The organism is Psychromicrobium xiongbiense (assembly GCF_030271165.1).
GTDB lineage: Bacteria > Actinomycetota > Actinomycetes > Actinomycetales > Micrococcaceae > Renibacterium > Renibacterium xiongbiense.
In genome coordinates this window covers 1-15,467 of sequence record NZ_JASSZH010000026.1, presented here as the reverse complement: position 1 = coordinate 15,467, position 15,467 = coordinate 1, and the positions used below count along the sequence as shown (strand labels likewise).

11 protein-coding genes and 1 tRNA gene are annotated in these 15,467 nt (G+C 64.7%); 5 read left to right on the top strand and 7 right to left on the bottom strand.

The annotated features are described in order from the left end of the window. Positions 1 to 108 precede the first annotated feature (108 nt). Together pcrA and QQM37_RS10510 are read right to left on the bottom strand one after the other, a co-directional pair. Complete coding sequence (gene pcrA / locus QQM37_RS10515) at positions 109 to 2,538, bottom strand: DNA helicase PcrA (RefSeq protein WP_285727267.1); 2,430 nt, start codon at positions 2,536 to 2,538, stop codon at positions 109 to 111. 53 nt (positions 2,539 to 2,591) lie between these two features. Next, on the bottom strand, positions 2,592 to 3,443 hold the full coding sequence (locus QQM37_RS10510) for an inositol monophosphatase family protein (protein ID WP_285727265.1): 852 nt from the start codon (positions 3,441 to 3,443) through the stop codon (positions 2,592 to 2,594). 22 nt (positions 3,444 to 3,465) lie between these two features. Between QQM37_RS10510 and QQM37_RS10505 the strand changes: the two genes are divergently transcribed. Then, positions 3,466 to 4,155 carry a hypothetical protein gene (locus QQM37_RS10505; RefSeq protein ID WP_285727263.1) on the top strand — a complete coding sequence of 230 codons (690 nt, stop codon included), beginning with the start codon at positions 3,466 to 3,468 and terminating at the stop codon, positions 4,153 to 4,155. Here QQM37_RS10505 and QQM37_RS10500 read toward each other — a convergent pair. Further along, positions 4,115 to 4,870 carry a DUF998 domain-containing protein gene (locus QQM37_RS10500; RefSeq protein ID WP_285727261.1) on the bottom strand — a complete coding sequence of 252 codons (756 nt, stop codon included), beginning with the start codon at positions 4,868 to 4,870 and terminating at the stop codon, positions 4,115 to 4,117. The two genes, QQM37_RS10505 and QQM37_RS10500, sit on opposite strands and share 41 nt — an antisense overlap. A gap of 57 nt (positions 4,871 to 4,927) precedes the next feature. On the opposite strand from QQM37_RS10500, the gene QQM37_RS10495 reads away from it, so the two are divergent. From QQM37_RS10495 to QQM37_RS10480, 4 genes are all read left to right on the top strand, one after another. Next, entirely contained in the window at positions 4,928 to 6,580 is a 1,653-nt protein-coding gene (locus tag QQM37_RS10495) for an NAD(P)/FAD-dependent oxidoreductase (RefSeq protein ID WP_285727259.1), read from the top strand. Positions 6,581 to 6,647: 67 nt separating this feature from the next. Then, a tRNA-Arg gene (locus QQM37_RS10490) sits at positions 6,648 to 6,721 on the top strand. 150 nt (positions 6,722 to 6,871) lie between these two features. Then, positions 6,872 to 7,570, top strand: a complete 699-nt coding sequence (locus QQM37_RS10485) for a hypothetical protein (RefSeq protein ID WP_285727257.1) — start codon at positions 6,872 to 6,874, stop codon at positions 7,568 to 7,570. A 6-nt stretch (positions 7,571 to 7,576) separates the two neighbouring features. Then, a complete protein-coding gene (locus QQM37_RS10480; protein WP_285727255.1) occupies positions 7,577 to 8,212 on the top strand; it encodes a hypothetical protein in 636 nt (211 codons plus the stop codon). 26 nt (positions 8,213 to 8,238) lie between these two features. On the opposite strand, the gene QQM37_RS10475 is transcribed toward QQM37_RS10480, so the two are convergent. The 4 genes from QQM37_RS10475 to QQM37_RS10460 form a co-directional block, all read right to left on the bottom strand. Continuing rightward, positions 8,239 to 10,110: an ABC transporter ATP-binding protein gene (locus QQM37_RS10475; RefSeq protein WP_285727253.1), complete on the bottom strand. Its 1,872-nt coding sequence runs from the start codon at positions 10,108 to 10,110 to the stop codon at positions 8,239 to 8,241. Between the two features lie 154 nt (positions 10,111 to 10,264). Next, positions 10,265 to 13,342, bottom strand: coding sequence for an alpha-mannosidase (locus QQM37_RS10470; protein ID WP_285727251.1), 3,078 nt, complete (start codon positions 13,340 to 13,342; stop codon positions 10,265 to 10,267). 124 nt (positions 13,343 to 13,466) lie between these two features. Continuing rightward, on the bottom strand, positions 13,467 to 14,666 hold the full coding sequence (locus QQM37_RS10465; protein ID WP_285727250.1) for a MoeA family protein: 1,200 nt from the start codon (positions 14,664 to 14,666) through the stop codon (positions 13,467 to 13,469). Positions 14,667 to 14,773: 107 nt separating this feature from the next. Continuing rightward, positions 14,774 to 15,271, bottom strand: coding sequence for an HNH endonuclease (locus QQM37_RS10460; RefSeq protein ID WP_285727248.1), 498 nt, complete (start codon positions 15,269 to 15,271; stop codon positions 14,774 to 14,776). Positions 15,272 to 15,467 lie beyond the last annotated feature (196 nt).

The following is a 15,467-nucleotide window of genomic DNA, read 5'->3' as shown; positions in this document are numbered from 1 at the left end:
TTAGACCATGAATTTTTTTAGTCATTTCGGCTCAAGACAAGGGTATTATCCTTCCGATTACTCAGCCGGACATCCAGAGACAGAAAAGGGTCTGCACAACCTCGTCGGTTACTCTCCAGTAATTTTCGCCAGAGGTGCAAACCGCAGCATCAATCGCTTTTCTTCTGCGCCGAAACGCACCTTGGCCACAGCCTTCTCTCCTACCCCTTCCACCGAGAGCACCGTGCCATCGCCGAAGGTCGCATGCCGCACGGCATCGCCGGTCACCAGCGCCGGAATGTCCTGGGCCGCCTTGGCGGAGACGGTCCGGGAGGACAGGCTCGGCGGCAGAATCCCTTCATCCCGACCGCCCACCGCGGCCCCGGGAGCACGGGTACCCCAGGAGGTTCCAGCGCCCCAGGAGGAACCCCCGTAGCGTTCCCGCCCGAAGCCGGAGGAGCCGATCGAGGGAATCGTCCGGACGCTGCCTTCGCGTTTCCAGTCGATCAGCGCGGGCGGCACCTCGTCCAGGAAGGGGCTCGCCGGGTTGTACTGACTCTGCCCCCAGAGACTGCGCACCTCGGAGCGGGTCAGATACAGCCGTTTCCGTGCCCGGGTCAGGCCAACATAGGCCAGTCGGCGTTCCTCGGCCAGCTCCTTCTCATCCGTTGCGGAGCGTGCATGCGGGAAAATCCCATGCTCCATACCGGTCAGGAAGACTACCGGGAATTCCAGCCCCTTGGCGGTGTGCAGTGTCATCAGTGTCACCACGCCCAGGCGTCGCGCTTCCGCCACCGCCGCCTCGGTATCGGAACCGGGAGCGTCCGGGATCTGGTCGGCATCGGCCACCAATGCGACGCCTTCGAGGAAATCGGTCAGCGACCCCTCGGGATTGTCCCGCTCGTATTCGCGCACGACGGCGACCAGTTCCGCCAGATTCTCCACCCGGGACTCGTCCTGGGGATCGCTGCTGGCACGCAGGCCCTCCAAATAACCCGAGCGATCCAGCACCGCCTCCAGCGCGGCAGCAGCCCCCGAGGCCTCAGCAATGGCGGTGAGCTCATCGATGGTCGTGACAAAGCCACGCACCGCATTGATGCTCCGCGAGGCCATGGCGGGAGCTTCATCGGCACGCCGCAGAGCCGCCATGAAGGAGGTCCGTTCGCGTTCGGCGAGCGCCGCCACCGCGCCTTCCGCCCGATCCCCGATGCCACGCCTGGGTTCGTTGAGAATACGGCGAAGGTTGACGTCATCGTCCGGATTGACCAGCACGCGCAGGTAGGCGAGCGCGTCCTTGACCTCCTTGCGCTCGTAGAACCGGGTGCCGCCCACCACCCGGTAGGGAAGTCCCACTCGCATCAGGATTTCCTCGATCGAGCGGGACTGGGCATTGGTCCGGTAGAAAATCGCCACATCACCGGGACGGAGCTCTTCTTCGTCCTGCAGCCGGTCGATCTCCTCGGCGATGAACCGGGCTTCCTCATGTTCATTTTCGGCCACATAGCCGACGATCTTCTCGCCGTCGCCCTCCGCGGTCCAGAGGCGCTTGGCGGGCCGGTCCGGGTTTTTCTCGATCACCGCGTTCGCTGCGCTGAGGATGGTCTGCGTCGAGCGGTAATTCTGCTCCAGTTTGATGGTCTGAGCGTTCGGGTAGTCCTGCTCAAACTCGACGATGTTGCGGATATCCGCGCCGCGGAAGGCGTAGATGGACTGGTCGGAGTCGCCCACGACGGTCAGCTCCGCCTGCTCGGGCTCTTCTCCGACAATTTCCCGGACCAGGGAGTACTGCGCATGGTTGGTGTCCTGGTATTCGTCCACCAGCACGTGGCGGAAGCGACGCCGGTAGTAATCCGCCACCCCCGGGAAAGCGCGGAACATCCAGACGGTCTGCGCAATCAGATCATCAAAGTCCAGCGCATTGGCCTGCCGCAGCCGCTGGGTATACCCCCGGTACACCTCCGCCACCCCTTGTTCGAAAGGGTCGCTCGCCGTGCTGGCAAAAGCGTCATCGTCGATCAGCTCGTTTTTCAGCGCTGAGATCTTGTGCTGCATCGCCTTGGGCGCAAAGCGTTTCGGATCCAGGTCAAGGCCCTTGGCCACCAGGGTGATCAGTCGCAGGCTGTCCGCCGAATCGTAGATCGAGAAGCTGGAGCTCAGCCCCACGGTGGCCGCCTCGCGGCGCAGAATCCGCACACAGGAGGAGTGAAAGGTGGAGATCCACATGCTCCTGGCCCGGTCCCCCACCAACGCCTCGATCCGCTCACGCATTTCCGCCGCGGCCTTATTGGTGAACGTGATGGCCAGGATCTGGCCGGGGTGTGCCCGTCCGGTGGCGAGCAGGTAGGCGATCCGGTGACTGAGCACCCGGGTCTTGCCCGAGCCGGCGCCGGCCACAATCAGCAGCGGCGAACCCGAATGCACCACGGCGGCTTCCTGCTGCGGATTCAGCCCCTGCAGCAGCTCCCGGCTCCGCTCTTCCGCTGCCTGGGTGTCGTCGGAAGTCGGAAAAGGTCCGGGTCCCCCGGTGGCAGGCCTGCGCGGGTCAAAGAGCATATCCATGGTCCATCCAGTTTAGGCGCTGGGTCCGACAGTCGCTCGGGCCAGCCCTGCCATCAGGCAGAACGCAAGGCCGCCGACAACTCACGGACCGCCATCGGGCTCCCGGCCAGGAACCAGTCCAGACCGTGGACGGTCACGATGGCGGTGTCCCCACCAGCGGCACGGACGATCGCTTTGCCGGGCAGCCAGTCCCAGAGCGCAGTGGAATGCTGGAACCAACAGCCCAACTCACCCTGCGCCACCCGGGACAGATCGCAGGAGCCGGAGCCGAGCAGACGGAAAGTCGCCAGCTGGCCAGCTGCTGCGAGCCAGGGATCACGCGCATCGGGGACCCCCAGCCAGGTGGGGTGCAGATAGGTTCCTGCGCTCAGAAGGCCCAGCGGAAGGTCTTCCAGCGGCTCCAGGGAGACTCCGTTGAGAGTGCTCGGCTGGCCCGGCCCGCCGCACCAGAGCTTGCCCTCCTGCGGCTGGTAGACGGCACCATAGAGCACCTGGGGGTCTTTCGCATTCTGACCCGCGGCACCATAGCTCGCAGAGTCATGGCCCGCAGCATCCTGGCTGAGCGCAAGCGCTGAACACCAGTAGGTGGAGCCGGAGAGAAAGTTGTAGGTCCCGTCCACCGGATCGATCACCCAGCTGCGGCCGCTAGTGCCGGCGTGGGCCGCGCCCTCCTCTCCCAGGATGCCGTCCTCGGGACGCAATCTGCGCAGCTGCTCCACGATAAAGGCCTCGGCAGCACGGTCCGCCGCCGTGACCACATCGGACACCGAGGTCTTCTGCTCACCCTGCAGACCCCGCTCACGCATACCCAGCGCGAGGTCACCGGCAGCACGGACCAGCGCCTGAGCCAGTTCAGCATCGGTGGGCTGGCCGGAGGGGAACAACGGCTCAAAGGAGTTGGACATATGCTCAGCCTAGAATGACCCCATGGCCAAAACCCCCGCGCAACGCGCGAAAAAGCACGGCGACAAGGCCGTTCCCGGCACTTTCCCGTTGGCGCATCACGCTCTTGCAGGCCAGGCTCCCGGCATGCAGAGCGCGGGCAGCTCGCAGCAGACTCCGCAGCAGACCAGGAACAACGCCCACCTGATCATCATTGCCGGCGTCGTGGCCTCCGCTTTCATGTTCTGGTACTACCACGTGCTGACCCTGAACCAGATGACGCAGCTCTCCCACGGGCTGGCCATGCCTGATTCGCTGCTCGGCGGTTTTGACACCGGTTATCTGAGCTCTTTGCACGATGCGATGGACGATGCTGCCCGCGGACAGCTGCAATACGTGCACAAAACTGCGGGGACGCTGTTCCCGCTGATTTTCGGCCTCACCTGGCTGCTGCTGATCGGAGTCACCGTGCGCCGTCGGACCCTGCGCTGGGTGCTCTGGTCATTCCCCATCGCCTTTGCTCTGGTTCAGCTGGTGGCCAATATCCTGGTGGATGCGGCCGTGTCCCCGGCCGCCCCGGATGCCGCACTGACCGGCTGGGCCAGCGCGCTCGTCGTCCTCTCCTGGCTCCTTCTGCTGTTCTCAGTGCTCGCCGCGGGCGTGGCGCTGCTCAGTTCCAGGCTGCCGGGATGGCTCAGGCAGACGTCTGCGGAGACCTCTGCCCCGACCTCCTGAGTCTGCGGCGTCGGGGCCGGCTCAAGCCGCGGGCAATGGTGAGACCTGCCGCAGCAAACCCCAGTATCACGGGGTAGACGATTAGCCGCTCCACCAGCCCAGTGGGGAACCCGGGAAGTTTGAGCCAAAATACGCAGACACTCAGCACCACGGTGGCCGCCACCGAGATCACTCCGCAGCTCAGCAACACCCAGGAGGCCGGGCTGCGCTTCCACCAGATCCACCACAGCAACAGCTGGGCCAGAGACCCCGCACCGAAGAAGAGCGCCGCACCGGTGTAGTGCAGCCCGGGAACCACGTCCTCAGGGAAAAGTCCCACCAGGATGACGCCCAGCCCACAGACCATCAGCAGGGCACGGGACCAGTGAGCTGCCAGCAGTTGCGGCTCCGCCCCCGGACGCTTCCCGGCAATCCCCAGCAGAGTGCTGCTCAACAACAGCCCGCCAAGGATCATCGCCAGGCCCTGGAGCTCAAACGAAACATTCATCACGGTGTGCAGTGGTGAGCAGACCAGGTGTCCGTTGTGCACACCACACCGGACGGCACCGAGATCGCTGACCACCTGCGCTACCGGGTTGTACGGCATCGGCCCGGCCCAGGCCGAGCCAACGATGGCCTCCACGATGAAGACATGAAGCACACTGACCGCGGCCCAGGCACCGAAGATTGTTCTGCGTCCCACGCTGTGTGCTGAGGTTTCCAGGATCCGACCCATAGACCCGACTCTATCCAGCAGCCCCCACAGTCCAACGGAGGGTCCTACACTCAAGCCATGAACAATCCGGCAATTCTACTGGTTTCGGCGGAACATGGTCCTCTGCTGGAAGAGCAGTTCTGGCGCTATCGACGGGAATACGACGTCCGGGTGGCGCACAGCGCGCGGGAGGCCCTGGACCTCACCGCCCAGTTGCGGGCTGAGGACATCCAGGTGGCACTGTACGTGGCGGATTCTCGGCTGCCGGATGCGCAGGTACTCAGGGCCTTCCACGAGTGGCGCGGAATCGTTCCGACCGCTCGCCGGCTGGTCACGGCGCACTGGGAACACTTCCGCGAGGACGCCGAAGCCCTTCGGCCAGGGCTGGCCAAGGGCAAGTTCGATGCCTTCCTGCTGATGCCGCGCGGCGTCCGGGACGAGGAATTCCACACCGCGGTCACCGAAATGCTCTCCGACTGGGGCTCCACCGTTGCTGCACCGGAGGTGGACACGATGCGGATCATCACGCCGGTGATGGACGCTGCGAGCGTGGCGTTGCGCGACTTTGCCTACCGGATGGGCATGCCGGTGCGAACCTTCTCCCCGGAGAGCCCTCAGGGGAGGGAGTCTCTCGCCCTGATCGAGGGTGAACCCGCTTTCCCGGTCCTGCATGCCTATGACCGTGCGCCGGTGAGTGCCCCCACAGTGCACGATGTCGCCATCTCCCTGTACGGGGCACCGAGCGATATCGATGTGGACCGGGTGGTGGATCTGGCGATCGTCGGTGCCGGGCCGGCGGGCCTGGCCACTGCCGTGTACGGCGCTTCCGAAGGTCTCTCCACCGTGGTGGTGGAGGCCGAGGCCATTGGTGGACAGGCCGGGACGAGCTCGATGATCCGCAACTATCTGGGCTTCCCGCGGGGTATCTCCGGCATGCGGCTGGCGCAGCGGGCGCGCGGTCAGGCGATCCGTTTCGGGGCCCGTTTCTTCACCGGCTGGTCCGTCAACGGCCTGGAATCCTCCCCGAAGGACCACACGCTGCTCACTGCCGGGGGCAGCATCCGGGCGCGAGCGGTCGTCATCGCCCCCGGGGTGAACTACCGCAGGCTGGGAGTGGAGGGGGTGGACGCGCTGGTCGGCTCGGGCGTGTTCTACGGAACCGCGATGACGGCGGCCCGGGAGATGGAGGACCGCGACGTCTTCGTGGTCGGCGGCGGGAACTCTGCGGGTCAGGCCGCAGTGCACCTGGCACGTTTTGCCCGGTCGGTAACCATTCTGGTACGACGGCCGGATCTGAGCTCCACGATGTCTAGCTATCTGATCAATGAGATTGCCTACAATCCGCGCATTCTGGTTCAGGGATCGTCCGAGATCATCGACGGAGGCGGCCATGGATCCCTGGGGTGGATCGATATCCGCAATGTGGAGACAGGAGAGGTGACCCGGACCGAGGCAAGCGGGCTGTTTCTGCTGCTGGGCGCCCAGCCGGAATGCGGGTGGCTGCCGGAAGCGGTGCGGCGCGATGGACGAGGTTTCATCCTGACCGGACGCGATGTGCCCAAAGCCGACTGGCTGGACGGGTTGCCTCCGGAAAGCCTGGAGACGGCCGTCCGCGGTATCTTCGCTGTGGGAGACATCCGCTCCGGCTCCATGAAACGCGTCGCGGCGGCCAGCGGCGAGGGGGCCAGCGTGGTTCCCCTGGTGCACACATGGTTGGAGTCGCTGCGCTAAGCTGTTTCGTGGTCATAGTCCGCTGATGGCCCGGTTCTTGGCGTTCCGGGCAGCGTGATCTGACTCGGCCCGAGTAGCTCAGCAGGATAGAGCGGCCCTCTCCTAAAGGGCAGGTCGTGGGTTCGAATCCCGTCTCGGGCACTTTCCGCATCGACTGCTGCGGGGAATCCCCTTTATATGGGGACTTCTCCCCATTGAGGCCTTCTCCGAGCCGCTTTAGCCTTAATCGGACAAGCGGTCAGCCGCATGACTCCACAGCTGGCCAACGCCATGCCACCCGAGGAGGACATCGTGACAGACGCCCCTGTCGACCCCCGCCAACCAAGAACCTTTCCTTTCGTGTGGAGTGTCTGGGATACCGTGAGCCAGATCGTCGTCGGCACCATCTTGATGCTGGTCGCCGGGGTGCTCCTCTGGTTCCTGCTCACCCTGCCGTTCATCCTGTGGCTCAAACTGCCACTTGAGACCTCGCGTCTCTACGCAGCCGGGATCGTCCTCGTCATCGTGGCGATTCTGGTGTTTTTCAAGGTGCGGATGCTCATCAGGAGTGTCAAAGGGACTTCACTGACGGTGGATGCCCGCGGCATCACCGCACGGGAACCACACGCCACTCGTTTCATTGCCTGGCAAGATCTGGTAGCAGCCACCAAAGTGCCCAACATCGGGCCTTACCGCACCCCTCAACGCCGACGCGCCATTAACGCCGCCAATGTTCTCGCAGCGAGCCACCCGCTGGGCCTCATCGGCCACGGCGTCCTTGCCCTTGATGTCGATGCTTCCGGGCTGGTCAAGGCCCAGTACGAGCAGCACCGAACACTCTGGGGAATCGATGAGGCGAGCGGCATCCCCTGGCAAGGCATCAACCCTTCCCGGAGTGCCTCTGGACGCTGGGATGAGTCAGAATTTGGCGCATGGCTCCGGCATTTCCGCCCTGACATCTGGCAACAGGCCCACGATCAGTTCAGCCCGTCCACGACCAAGGCTGAGTGAATCATCATGACCAGCTCACAGCCCAACCGGCAGCCACATCCGCAGCAGGGGCCTCCTGCAGCAATCCGTCGCCCAGCGGGGGTTCTCGATGCCGAAGGCAGCGCCCTGAGCCTGGTGAACGCCGCCCAGCGCGGCATGAGTACCGCCAGGTTCGTTGCCGAGGAGCGACGCAGCGCCCTGCGTTGGCGAAACGGGATGGGCTGGCTCATCGTGCCTCTGCTCGTCGCTATCGTGCTGGGGGTCATCGGCTACCGAGTCGTGAATGAGGGGCCAAGCTGCGGCGGGCAGGCCATGCGCCCGGGCGATCAGTGTGTCAACTATCGCACCGGCGCCGCGACCAGCACGGCGGACGTGGCTTCAGCGCCCATCCATCAGCCGTGGTTCTGGGTGTTGGTCATCGGCGTGGTCCTGGTCTTCTGGCTGATCATGCTGGTCGGTCGTTTCAGGGCCACCCCGACGGCCAAGGCGAACATTGTCCACACCTATGCTTCCCGGTGTCGCGGGTACGCTCTGGCGCTGGAACGGTACCCGGAGGGCATCCTTCATGAGCAACTCCTGGACTACCGCGAGGCCTACGAGGTCATGATCAGAGCTCTTGCCGAACGCTACCGCATCCCGCTCGACGAGCGCCCACTCGGTTAGGGCCGACCAGTGAGTGTCCACACCGTCTAGGAGTGTGTATCCCCGGAAGCAAACTGCGTTTCATACAGTTCTGCATAACGACCCCGGGTACCCAGCAGTTCCTCGTGCGTTCCCCGTTCAACGATCTGCCCGCCTTCCACCACCAGGATCACATCGGCATCGCGAATGGTCGAGAGTCGATGCGCGATCACGACGGCGGTCCGTCCACTCAGCGCCTCACCCAGTGCCGCCTGCACGGCTGCCTCATTGGTCGAATCCAGCGCTGCGGTGGCCTCGTCCAGGATCACCACGGCCGGTTGCACCAACAGCAGTCGGGCAATGGTCAGCCGTTGGCGTTCTCCGCCGGAGAGCCGGTAGCCTCGCTCCCCCACCACCGTATCCAGGCCATCGGGCAGCGAGGCGATCAGCGTATCCAGCCGGGCTTTGGCCAGCGCGGACCAGATATCGTCCTCGCTCGCGCCCGGCTTGGCCAGCAGCAGATTGGACCGAATCGTCTCATGGAACAGATGTCCGTCCTGGGTGACCATACTCAGCGAGGTCCGCAGAGAGTCAAACCGCACATCCCGCAGATCCACGCCGCCCAGACGGACCGTCCCGGAGTCCGGGTCGTACAGTCGGGCCAGCAGCTGGGCCACGGTCGACTTTCCGGCACCGGAGGATCCCACCAGAGCCACGGTCTGCCCGGGCTCCACACGGAAGCTGATCCCGTGCAGCACGTCCTCGCCTCCCCGGGTGTCCAGGGTGGCAACCTCTTCGAGCGAGGCGAGTGAGACCTTGTCCGCTGAGGGGTAGGCAAACCGCACGGCATCAAATTCCACACCGAGCGGGCCTGCGGGCAGCGCGCGGGCATCCGGCTTTTCATCGATCAGTGGCTTGAGATCCAGGATTTCGAAGACCCGGGCAAAGCTGACCAGGGCGCTCATCAGATCCACTCGGGCGCTGACCAGCGCGGTGAGCGGCGCATACAGCCGGGTCAGCAGCAGTGCCAGCACCACGACGTCGCCCGCCGCAAGATCCCCCCGGATCGCATAGTAGCCACCGAGACCGTAGACCAGTGCCAGGGCCAGGGCAGACACCAAGGTCAACGCTGTGACAAAGGTGAACTGCATCATCGTGGTTTTAACGCCGATGTCCCTGACTCGCCGCACCCGGGTTTCGAAGGCCCGGGATTCCTCTGCCGGGCGGCCAAACAGCTTGACCAGTGTGGCGCCGGGGGCGGAAAACCGTTCGGTCATCTGAGTGCTCATGCTCGCGTTCAGATTCGCCGATTCCTTACGCAGCACCGCAATCCTTCTGCCGAACCGCCGGGTCGGAATCAGGAAGATCGGCAACAGCACCAGCGCCAGAAGAGTCACCTGCCAGGAGGTTCGCATCATCACGATGACGGTCAGCACCAGTGTCACCAGGTTGCTGACAATGCCGGAGAGTGTTCCGCTGAAGGCCTGCTGGGCACCGATCACATCGCTGTTGAGCCGGCTGACCAGCGCACCGGTCCGGGTCCGGGTGAAGAAAGCGATCGGCATCCGCTGGACGTGATCGAACACTGCGGTGCGCAGATCCACGATGACGTCTTCACCGAGTCGCGAGGAGATCCAGCGCACCAGCATGCTCACCCCAGCATCGGCCACGGCAACAGCCGCGATCAACAAGGCCAGGGTGACCACGAGCTGAAGGTCTGCCCGCGCCACGATCGCATCCACGATCTGCCCGGCCAGCAGGGGCGTAGCCACGGCAATCACCGCGGCCACCACCGAAAGCGCAATGAACACCGCCAGTCGCGCACGGTAGGGGCGGGCGAAGGCCAGGGTCCGCCGGACCGTATCCCGGCTGACCACTTCCTCCGTCTTTTCCCGTGAAGCGCTCCACAGCGAGTGCCAGGCGGCACCTTCCATACTCATGGTGTTGTTGTCCTCTCACTGCCCCGAACCATCCAGAGCCAGTCCACGTTCGATAGTAGTCTCTGGCACCGACAGTAAGCCGCAGAAGGACAGTGAACCCGCTCAGCGGACGCGGACCCCAGGACCCAGCACCCCAGTGCTCAGGGCCCAGGACTCAGCGCGAGAAACGCAGCGTCACCAGCTGGAAGGGTCGCAACCGAAGCTGGACCACGCTCGGATCGACCGATGCGTTGCCAGCCGATACCGAGTCGTCGACCACTGAAAGACTACCCAGCAGGATGCCCCCGGGCATCTGCTCATAAGCATCCTCCAGGAGATCGGTCGCCGCCACGGCCGTGACCGGGAAATTGGCCTGCAGCATCCCGGAGGACCGCTGCCCCAGTGCCTCGTACAACCGGACCACCAGGTCGCCGGAGCCGTCCTCCGCCAGCTTCACCGCCTCAATGGTGAGCGCGGGATTCGTCACCGTGAACAACGGCTCCACCGGACTACCACCGGTGATCTGACGCAGCGGCAGGTTGGTCCGGTAGCCCTCCTCCACGGCATCGACGATGTCGGCACCAGGCCGGACGGTCACCAGCAACTCATGGTCCCCCTGGTCCGAGGCCGGGTCGGGGTAGCGGGGTGCCCGCAACAGGGACAGGCGCACTGTGGTGGTGCTCCCCTGGTCGGCATCCCGGACGCTCCGCGTGACCTCATGTCCATAGGTGGAGCTGTTGGAGATGGCGACGCCGTAGCCCGGCTCGTTCACCTGAATCCAGCGGTGCGCGCAGATTTCAAACTTCGCCGCCTCCCAGGAGGTATTGGTGTGGGTGGGGCGGGCGATGTGGCCGAACTGGGTCTCCGAGAAGCTCCGGTCGGCACGCAGATCCAGGGCAAAACCGAGTTTGAGCAGCTTCTGCGTCTCCTGCCAGTCAATCTGCTGGTTCAGGGCCAGGGAGGGTGATCCGGCGACCAGACTGATGCGCTGCACCACCACGGACTGACCGACCGGACGCTCGAGCACCAGCGTCATCTCCCGCTCATCGCCCTCCACGCGGGAGGCGGACACCTCGGTCAGCTCCTGCACATTGCGCCGGTAGAACTCGTCAATGTCCCAGCCGTCCCAGGCATTCGGCGTATCGCGATGCAACTCCAGCACATTGCCATAGGATCCCGGGGCGATGGCGTCCCGACAGCTGGCGTAGTCGACCAGGGAAGTGATCCGCCCGGTGGCCTCAATCTCAGCCCGGATGATCCCGTTGTCCAGTACCCAGCCGCCGTCCTGCGCGGTCAGGGTCACCGCGGGGCCACTCGCATGTGGCTGCGATATGCCGAGGGCCTGAACCCCGGAGCGTTCCTGGGGTGCCGCGTTGACGGTGAACGGGGTAGCACCCTCACCCACCAGGACCCGCAGCGAGGCGGTGATGAGTTCCTCCGCAGAGCGGGCGATGGCGGCATAGTTCCGTTCGGCGTCCTGGTGCACCCAGGCGATGGAGCTGCCGGGCAGGATGTCATGGAACTGCTGCAACAGCACCAGCTGCCAGAGTCGCTTCAACTCCTCGGCAGGGTAGTCAGCACCCGTGCGGACCGAAGCCGTCGTGGCCCAGAGCTCGGCCTCGCGCAGCAGATGTTCACTGCGTCGGTTGCCCTTTTTGGTCCTCGCCTGGGTGGTGTAGGTCCCCCGGTGCAGTTCGAGGTACATCTCGCCCAGCCAGACCGGCGGTACCGGATAATCCGCCTGCGCCTGCTCGAAAAACTCTCGGGGCGAGCCCATCCGGACAGCGGGCGATCCCTCCAGCGACGCCGTCCGTCGCGCGGCAGCGATCATCTCCCGGGTGGGCCCGCCGCCGCCATCGCCCCAGCCAAAGGGCACCAGCGAGACATTGCTGCGGCCCTTCTCCCGGTAGTTGCGCTGGGCGTGCGCCAACTCGCGCCCACTGAGTTCCGAGTTGTAGGTGTCCACCGGCGGGAAGTGTGTGAAGACCCGGGTTCCGTCGATGCCTTCCCACTGGAAGGTGTGATGCGGCATCACATTCGCCTGGTTCCAGGAAATCTTCTGAGTGAGGAACCAGCCGATGCCTGCAGAGGCCACGATCTGCGGCAGGGCACCGGAGTAACCGAAGGAGTCAGGCAGCCAGGCTTCCCGACAGTCGATGCCGAACTCCCGGCGGAAAAAGCTCTTACCCTCCACGAACTGCCGAGCCATGGCTTCACCACCGGGCATGTTCGTGTCCGATTCCACCCACATGCCGCCCACTGGAACGAACTGCCCGGCGGCCACCTTGATCTTGATGCGTTCAAAGAGCTCCGGGTAGAACTCCTTGATCCAGGAGAGCTGCTGCGCGGAGGAGCAGGCAAAGACAAAATCCGGGTGCTCGTCCATCAGCGCCACCACGTTGGAGAAGGTGCGGGCACATTTGCGGATGGTTTCGCGGACCGGCCACAGCCAGGCCGAATCAATGTGGGCATGGCCTGCAGCCACCAGCTGATGGGCCGAGGGATAAGCACGACTGGCCAGCACTCCGACCAGCGCCTCCCGGCCGTCCGCGGCAGTGCCGGGAACGTCATCGGGGTCCATGACATCGAGCATTCGCTCCAGCGCACGCAGGATCTCGTGGCGGCGTGGCAGGTCCGTCGGCAACTCGTGCATCAGACCGGAGAGAGTCCAGACATCCTGTTGCAGCTCCCAAACCGTAAGATCACGCTCGGCGAGCTCGATGGCGCCCAGACGGTACAGCGGGTCAGTTCCCGCGGTGGCACGGTCGCCCAGCGTGGTGGGCTGAAAGGTCCAGTTCTGGGTCACATTGGGGTTGGCTGCGGCTTCCACATAGAAATCGATGATGCCATCCTCCGCCACCAGATCCAGCGGAATGTAGCGGTTCCGGGGAGAAAGTGCCTTGGCGATGGTGCCGTCGGGCCGCCAGGCAATACCTTCGCACTGGAAGCCGGGCAGCTCCTCGCTGTAGCCGAGGTCGATGACGATCTCGGCCGAGGTGCCTTCGGCCAGGAAAGCCGCAGGGACCTCCCCCTGCACATGCAGCCACGTGGTAGCCCAGGGCGCGCCCCAGGCCTCGCCAGGCGCGGTCGGACGGAAGGTCTGCAGCACCGCTTCGGCAAAGGGAATCGGCTCTCCCGGCGCGTCCCAGCGGGTCATGGTCAGGGCCAGACGACGTCGATAGCCTGCCGGAGCCAGACGCTCACGGATAAACCGGTCCAGACGGGCTTCGGTCAACAGACGATCGTCATGCACAGATGTTCTCCTACGAAGCAGAGCGCGTATTTTTATCACTAAAGTGGACTTAACAATCTTAGTGGGCTTTCCAGAGAATGGAAATAGAGCGCACCTCGATCGCTGACTCGGCTCCGACGCCGGATCAGCCGAAGAGCAGGACCGGGAGTTCCTGTCCCATCCTGGCGCCGCTCGGCGGCACCACCAGCACGCCCTGGGCCCGCATCAGTTCGGCCACCCGACCTGGCTCCGCGGTGGCCTGTCGGGTGGATTTCGGTGGCGCACCCGTCGGGGAGGCGAAGCCAAACATCTCCCTGAAAGGCAACAGACGACTGGGACCCTCGGTGGCTTCCAGCGCGGCACCCACCGGAAGCTGCGGAATCTCCGGATAGCTTGCGCCGCTCAGCCCGGCATAGATTGAGGGGACTGCCAGCAGCATGCCCAGCAGCGCGGGCGCCAGTTCTTCAGCCAGCGTCAACAACAGCGGAACAGACGCCGAGTCCGCGGCAGACGGATCTTCACACACTCCCGCGGTCTCAAGGCGTTCCAGCCTGAAGCTGCCCGCGGCGAGGGCAACCGCCGCTACCACCTCCGTCACGGACGTCCCAGCGGCTGGATGACGATCGCGCCAGGCCTCCAGCGTTCGATGCCGCCCGGCTTCCCCCAGGGCGATCGTCAGGTCCGCGGGGTCCGGTTCCGGTACCGGTGGAAGGTCCCCCAGCGCGGTTTCGCGGGCGTCCATGGCCTCGAATGCTCCGAAAGCTGCACAGAGATCGCGAACGATGCGCCCGACTCGCGCTGACCCCGCCTGCACGTGCAGGGTAGGTCTTGGCCGGATGAGGACAGACGACGCGCCGGCGAGCCGCGCCAGGGCGATGCTCCGTGCCTCAAGACGCTCCCCTGCTTTCACCAGCAGTTCGTCGGCACCGATCTCGCCGCCCGGCATCGTCAGCCCCTGACCTGCGCGCGGATGCCCTGGCGCAACTCGCTCACTCAGCCGCAGGCGCGGCAAGCCATCGTCATCGAGATCCGTCACGGCATCGTCCGCTGCCACTACGGCGCGAGTGGCCGCCGGAACCGGACGATCGGCCGACACCTGCTGCGCCTGCCCGGGGAACAGCCGATTCTGATCGATCACGGGGATCCATGGGCCCGAACCATTCACCGCCCAGCCGGACATCATGGCGGTGTCTCGATCCGGAACCGGTCGGGGTGCATGCAGATCCGTCCGAAGCTCCCCACCAGCAGCCTGGTCGAGAGGAAGCATGCGCAACGCCAAAGGCTCACTGGCGGCAAACGCGGCAGCGCGGGCTTCATCCCAGGTGTGTTTCAGTACTTCAGTCATGATCACTCCACCCTGACACATGCATGCCGACGCGGAGAGGCGCTCCGGCTGGCGCGTCCTGCGTACCACGAAGCTGCCGAGGTCTCACAAGGGTGCCCCGGAACAGCTCAGGCGGCAAACTGTGTCAGGAAGGGATCCCACTGAGGGGTGGAGCGCTCCAGTTCTCGGAGCTGCCAGCGCCCCCCGCGCGGTTCACTGGGCACAAAGCGCAGACGCCAGCCCATCTCAGCCGGCGTGTGATCGCTCTTGAGGTTATTACACCTCAGGCAGGCCGCCACCAGATTCTCCCAGGAATCCGCACCACCCCGGGACTTGGGCTGAATGTGATCGATAGTGCTCGCCGAACCACCGCAGTAGGCGCAGCGATGGTCATCGCGTCGGAGCACCCCCCGACGGCTGACGGGCGTGTCGATGCTGTAGGGCAGTCGGATATAGCGATGGAGCAGAATGACCGAGGGACGGCTGAGAGTCTTGCGCGGTGCGACGACCGGCGCCTCGTCTTCGGCCAGAATGGAGGCTTTACCTGCCAGCACCAAGATCAGCGCACGGCGGAAGGTGACCACCGCAAGCGGTTCGTATCCAGCATTGAGCACAAGTGTTCGCATCTGCGTTCCTTGTCACGCTGACCCGGGATCACACCGACAAAGCCGGCTGCCTTGTCGTCATCCGGATCGAGGAGTCAAGACTTAGCCTAAGACGTTGTTTCGCAAACTCACGAATCCTGGCTACATGACTCGGAGTGGCGCGTGCCCGGTCGCCTGGTGTTCATTGGTGGGTGGGTGGGGTGTTAAAGGGGTGTGG

Bases quoted from the DNA above. Each gene is read 5' to 3' on its own strand.
- QQM37_RS10480 (WP_285727255.1), top strand. From the start codon at position 7,577: ATGACCAGCTCACAGCCCAACCGGCAGCCACATCCGCAGCAGGGGCCT.
- QQM37_RS10500 (WP_285727261.1), bottom strand. From the start codon at position 4,870: ATGGGTCGGATCCTGGAAACCTCAGCACACAGCGTGGGACGCAGAACA.
- QQM37_RS10460 (WP_285727248.1), bottom strand. From the start codon at position 15,271: ATGCGAACACTTGTGCTCAATGCTGGATACGAACCGCTTGCGGTGGTC.
- QQM37_RS10505 (WP_285727263.1), top strand. From the start codon at position 3,466: ATGGCCAAAACCCCCGCGCAACGCGCGAAAAAGCACGGCGACAAGGCC.
- pcrA (WP_285727267.1), bottom strand. From the start codon at position 2,538: ATGGATATGCTCTTTGACCCGCGCAGGCCTGCCACCGGGGGACCCGGA.
- QQM37_RS10465 (WP_285727250.1), bottom strand. From the start codon at position 14,666: ATGACTGAAGTACTGAAACACACCTGGGATGAAGCCCGCGCTGCCGCG.
- QQM37_RS10475 (WP_285727253.1), bottom strand. From the start codon at position 10,110: ATGAGTATGGAAGGTGCCGCCTGGCACTCGCTGTGGAGCGCTTCACGG.
- QQM37_RS10495 (WP_285727259.1), top strand. From the start codon at position 4,928: ATGAACAATCCGGCAATTCTACTGGTTTCGGCGGAACATGGTCCTCTG.
- QQM37_RS10510 (WP_285727265.1), bottom strand. From the start codon at position 3,443: ATGTCCAACTCCTTTGAGCCGTTGTTCCCCTCCGGCCAGCCCACCGAT.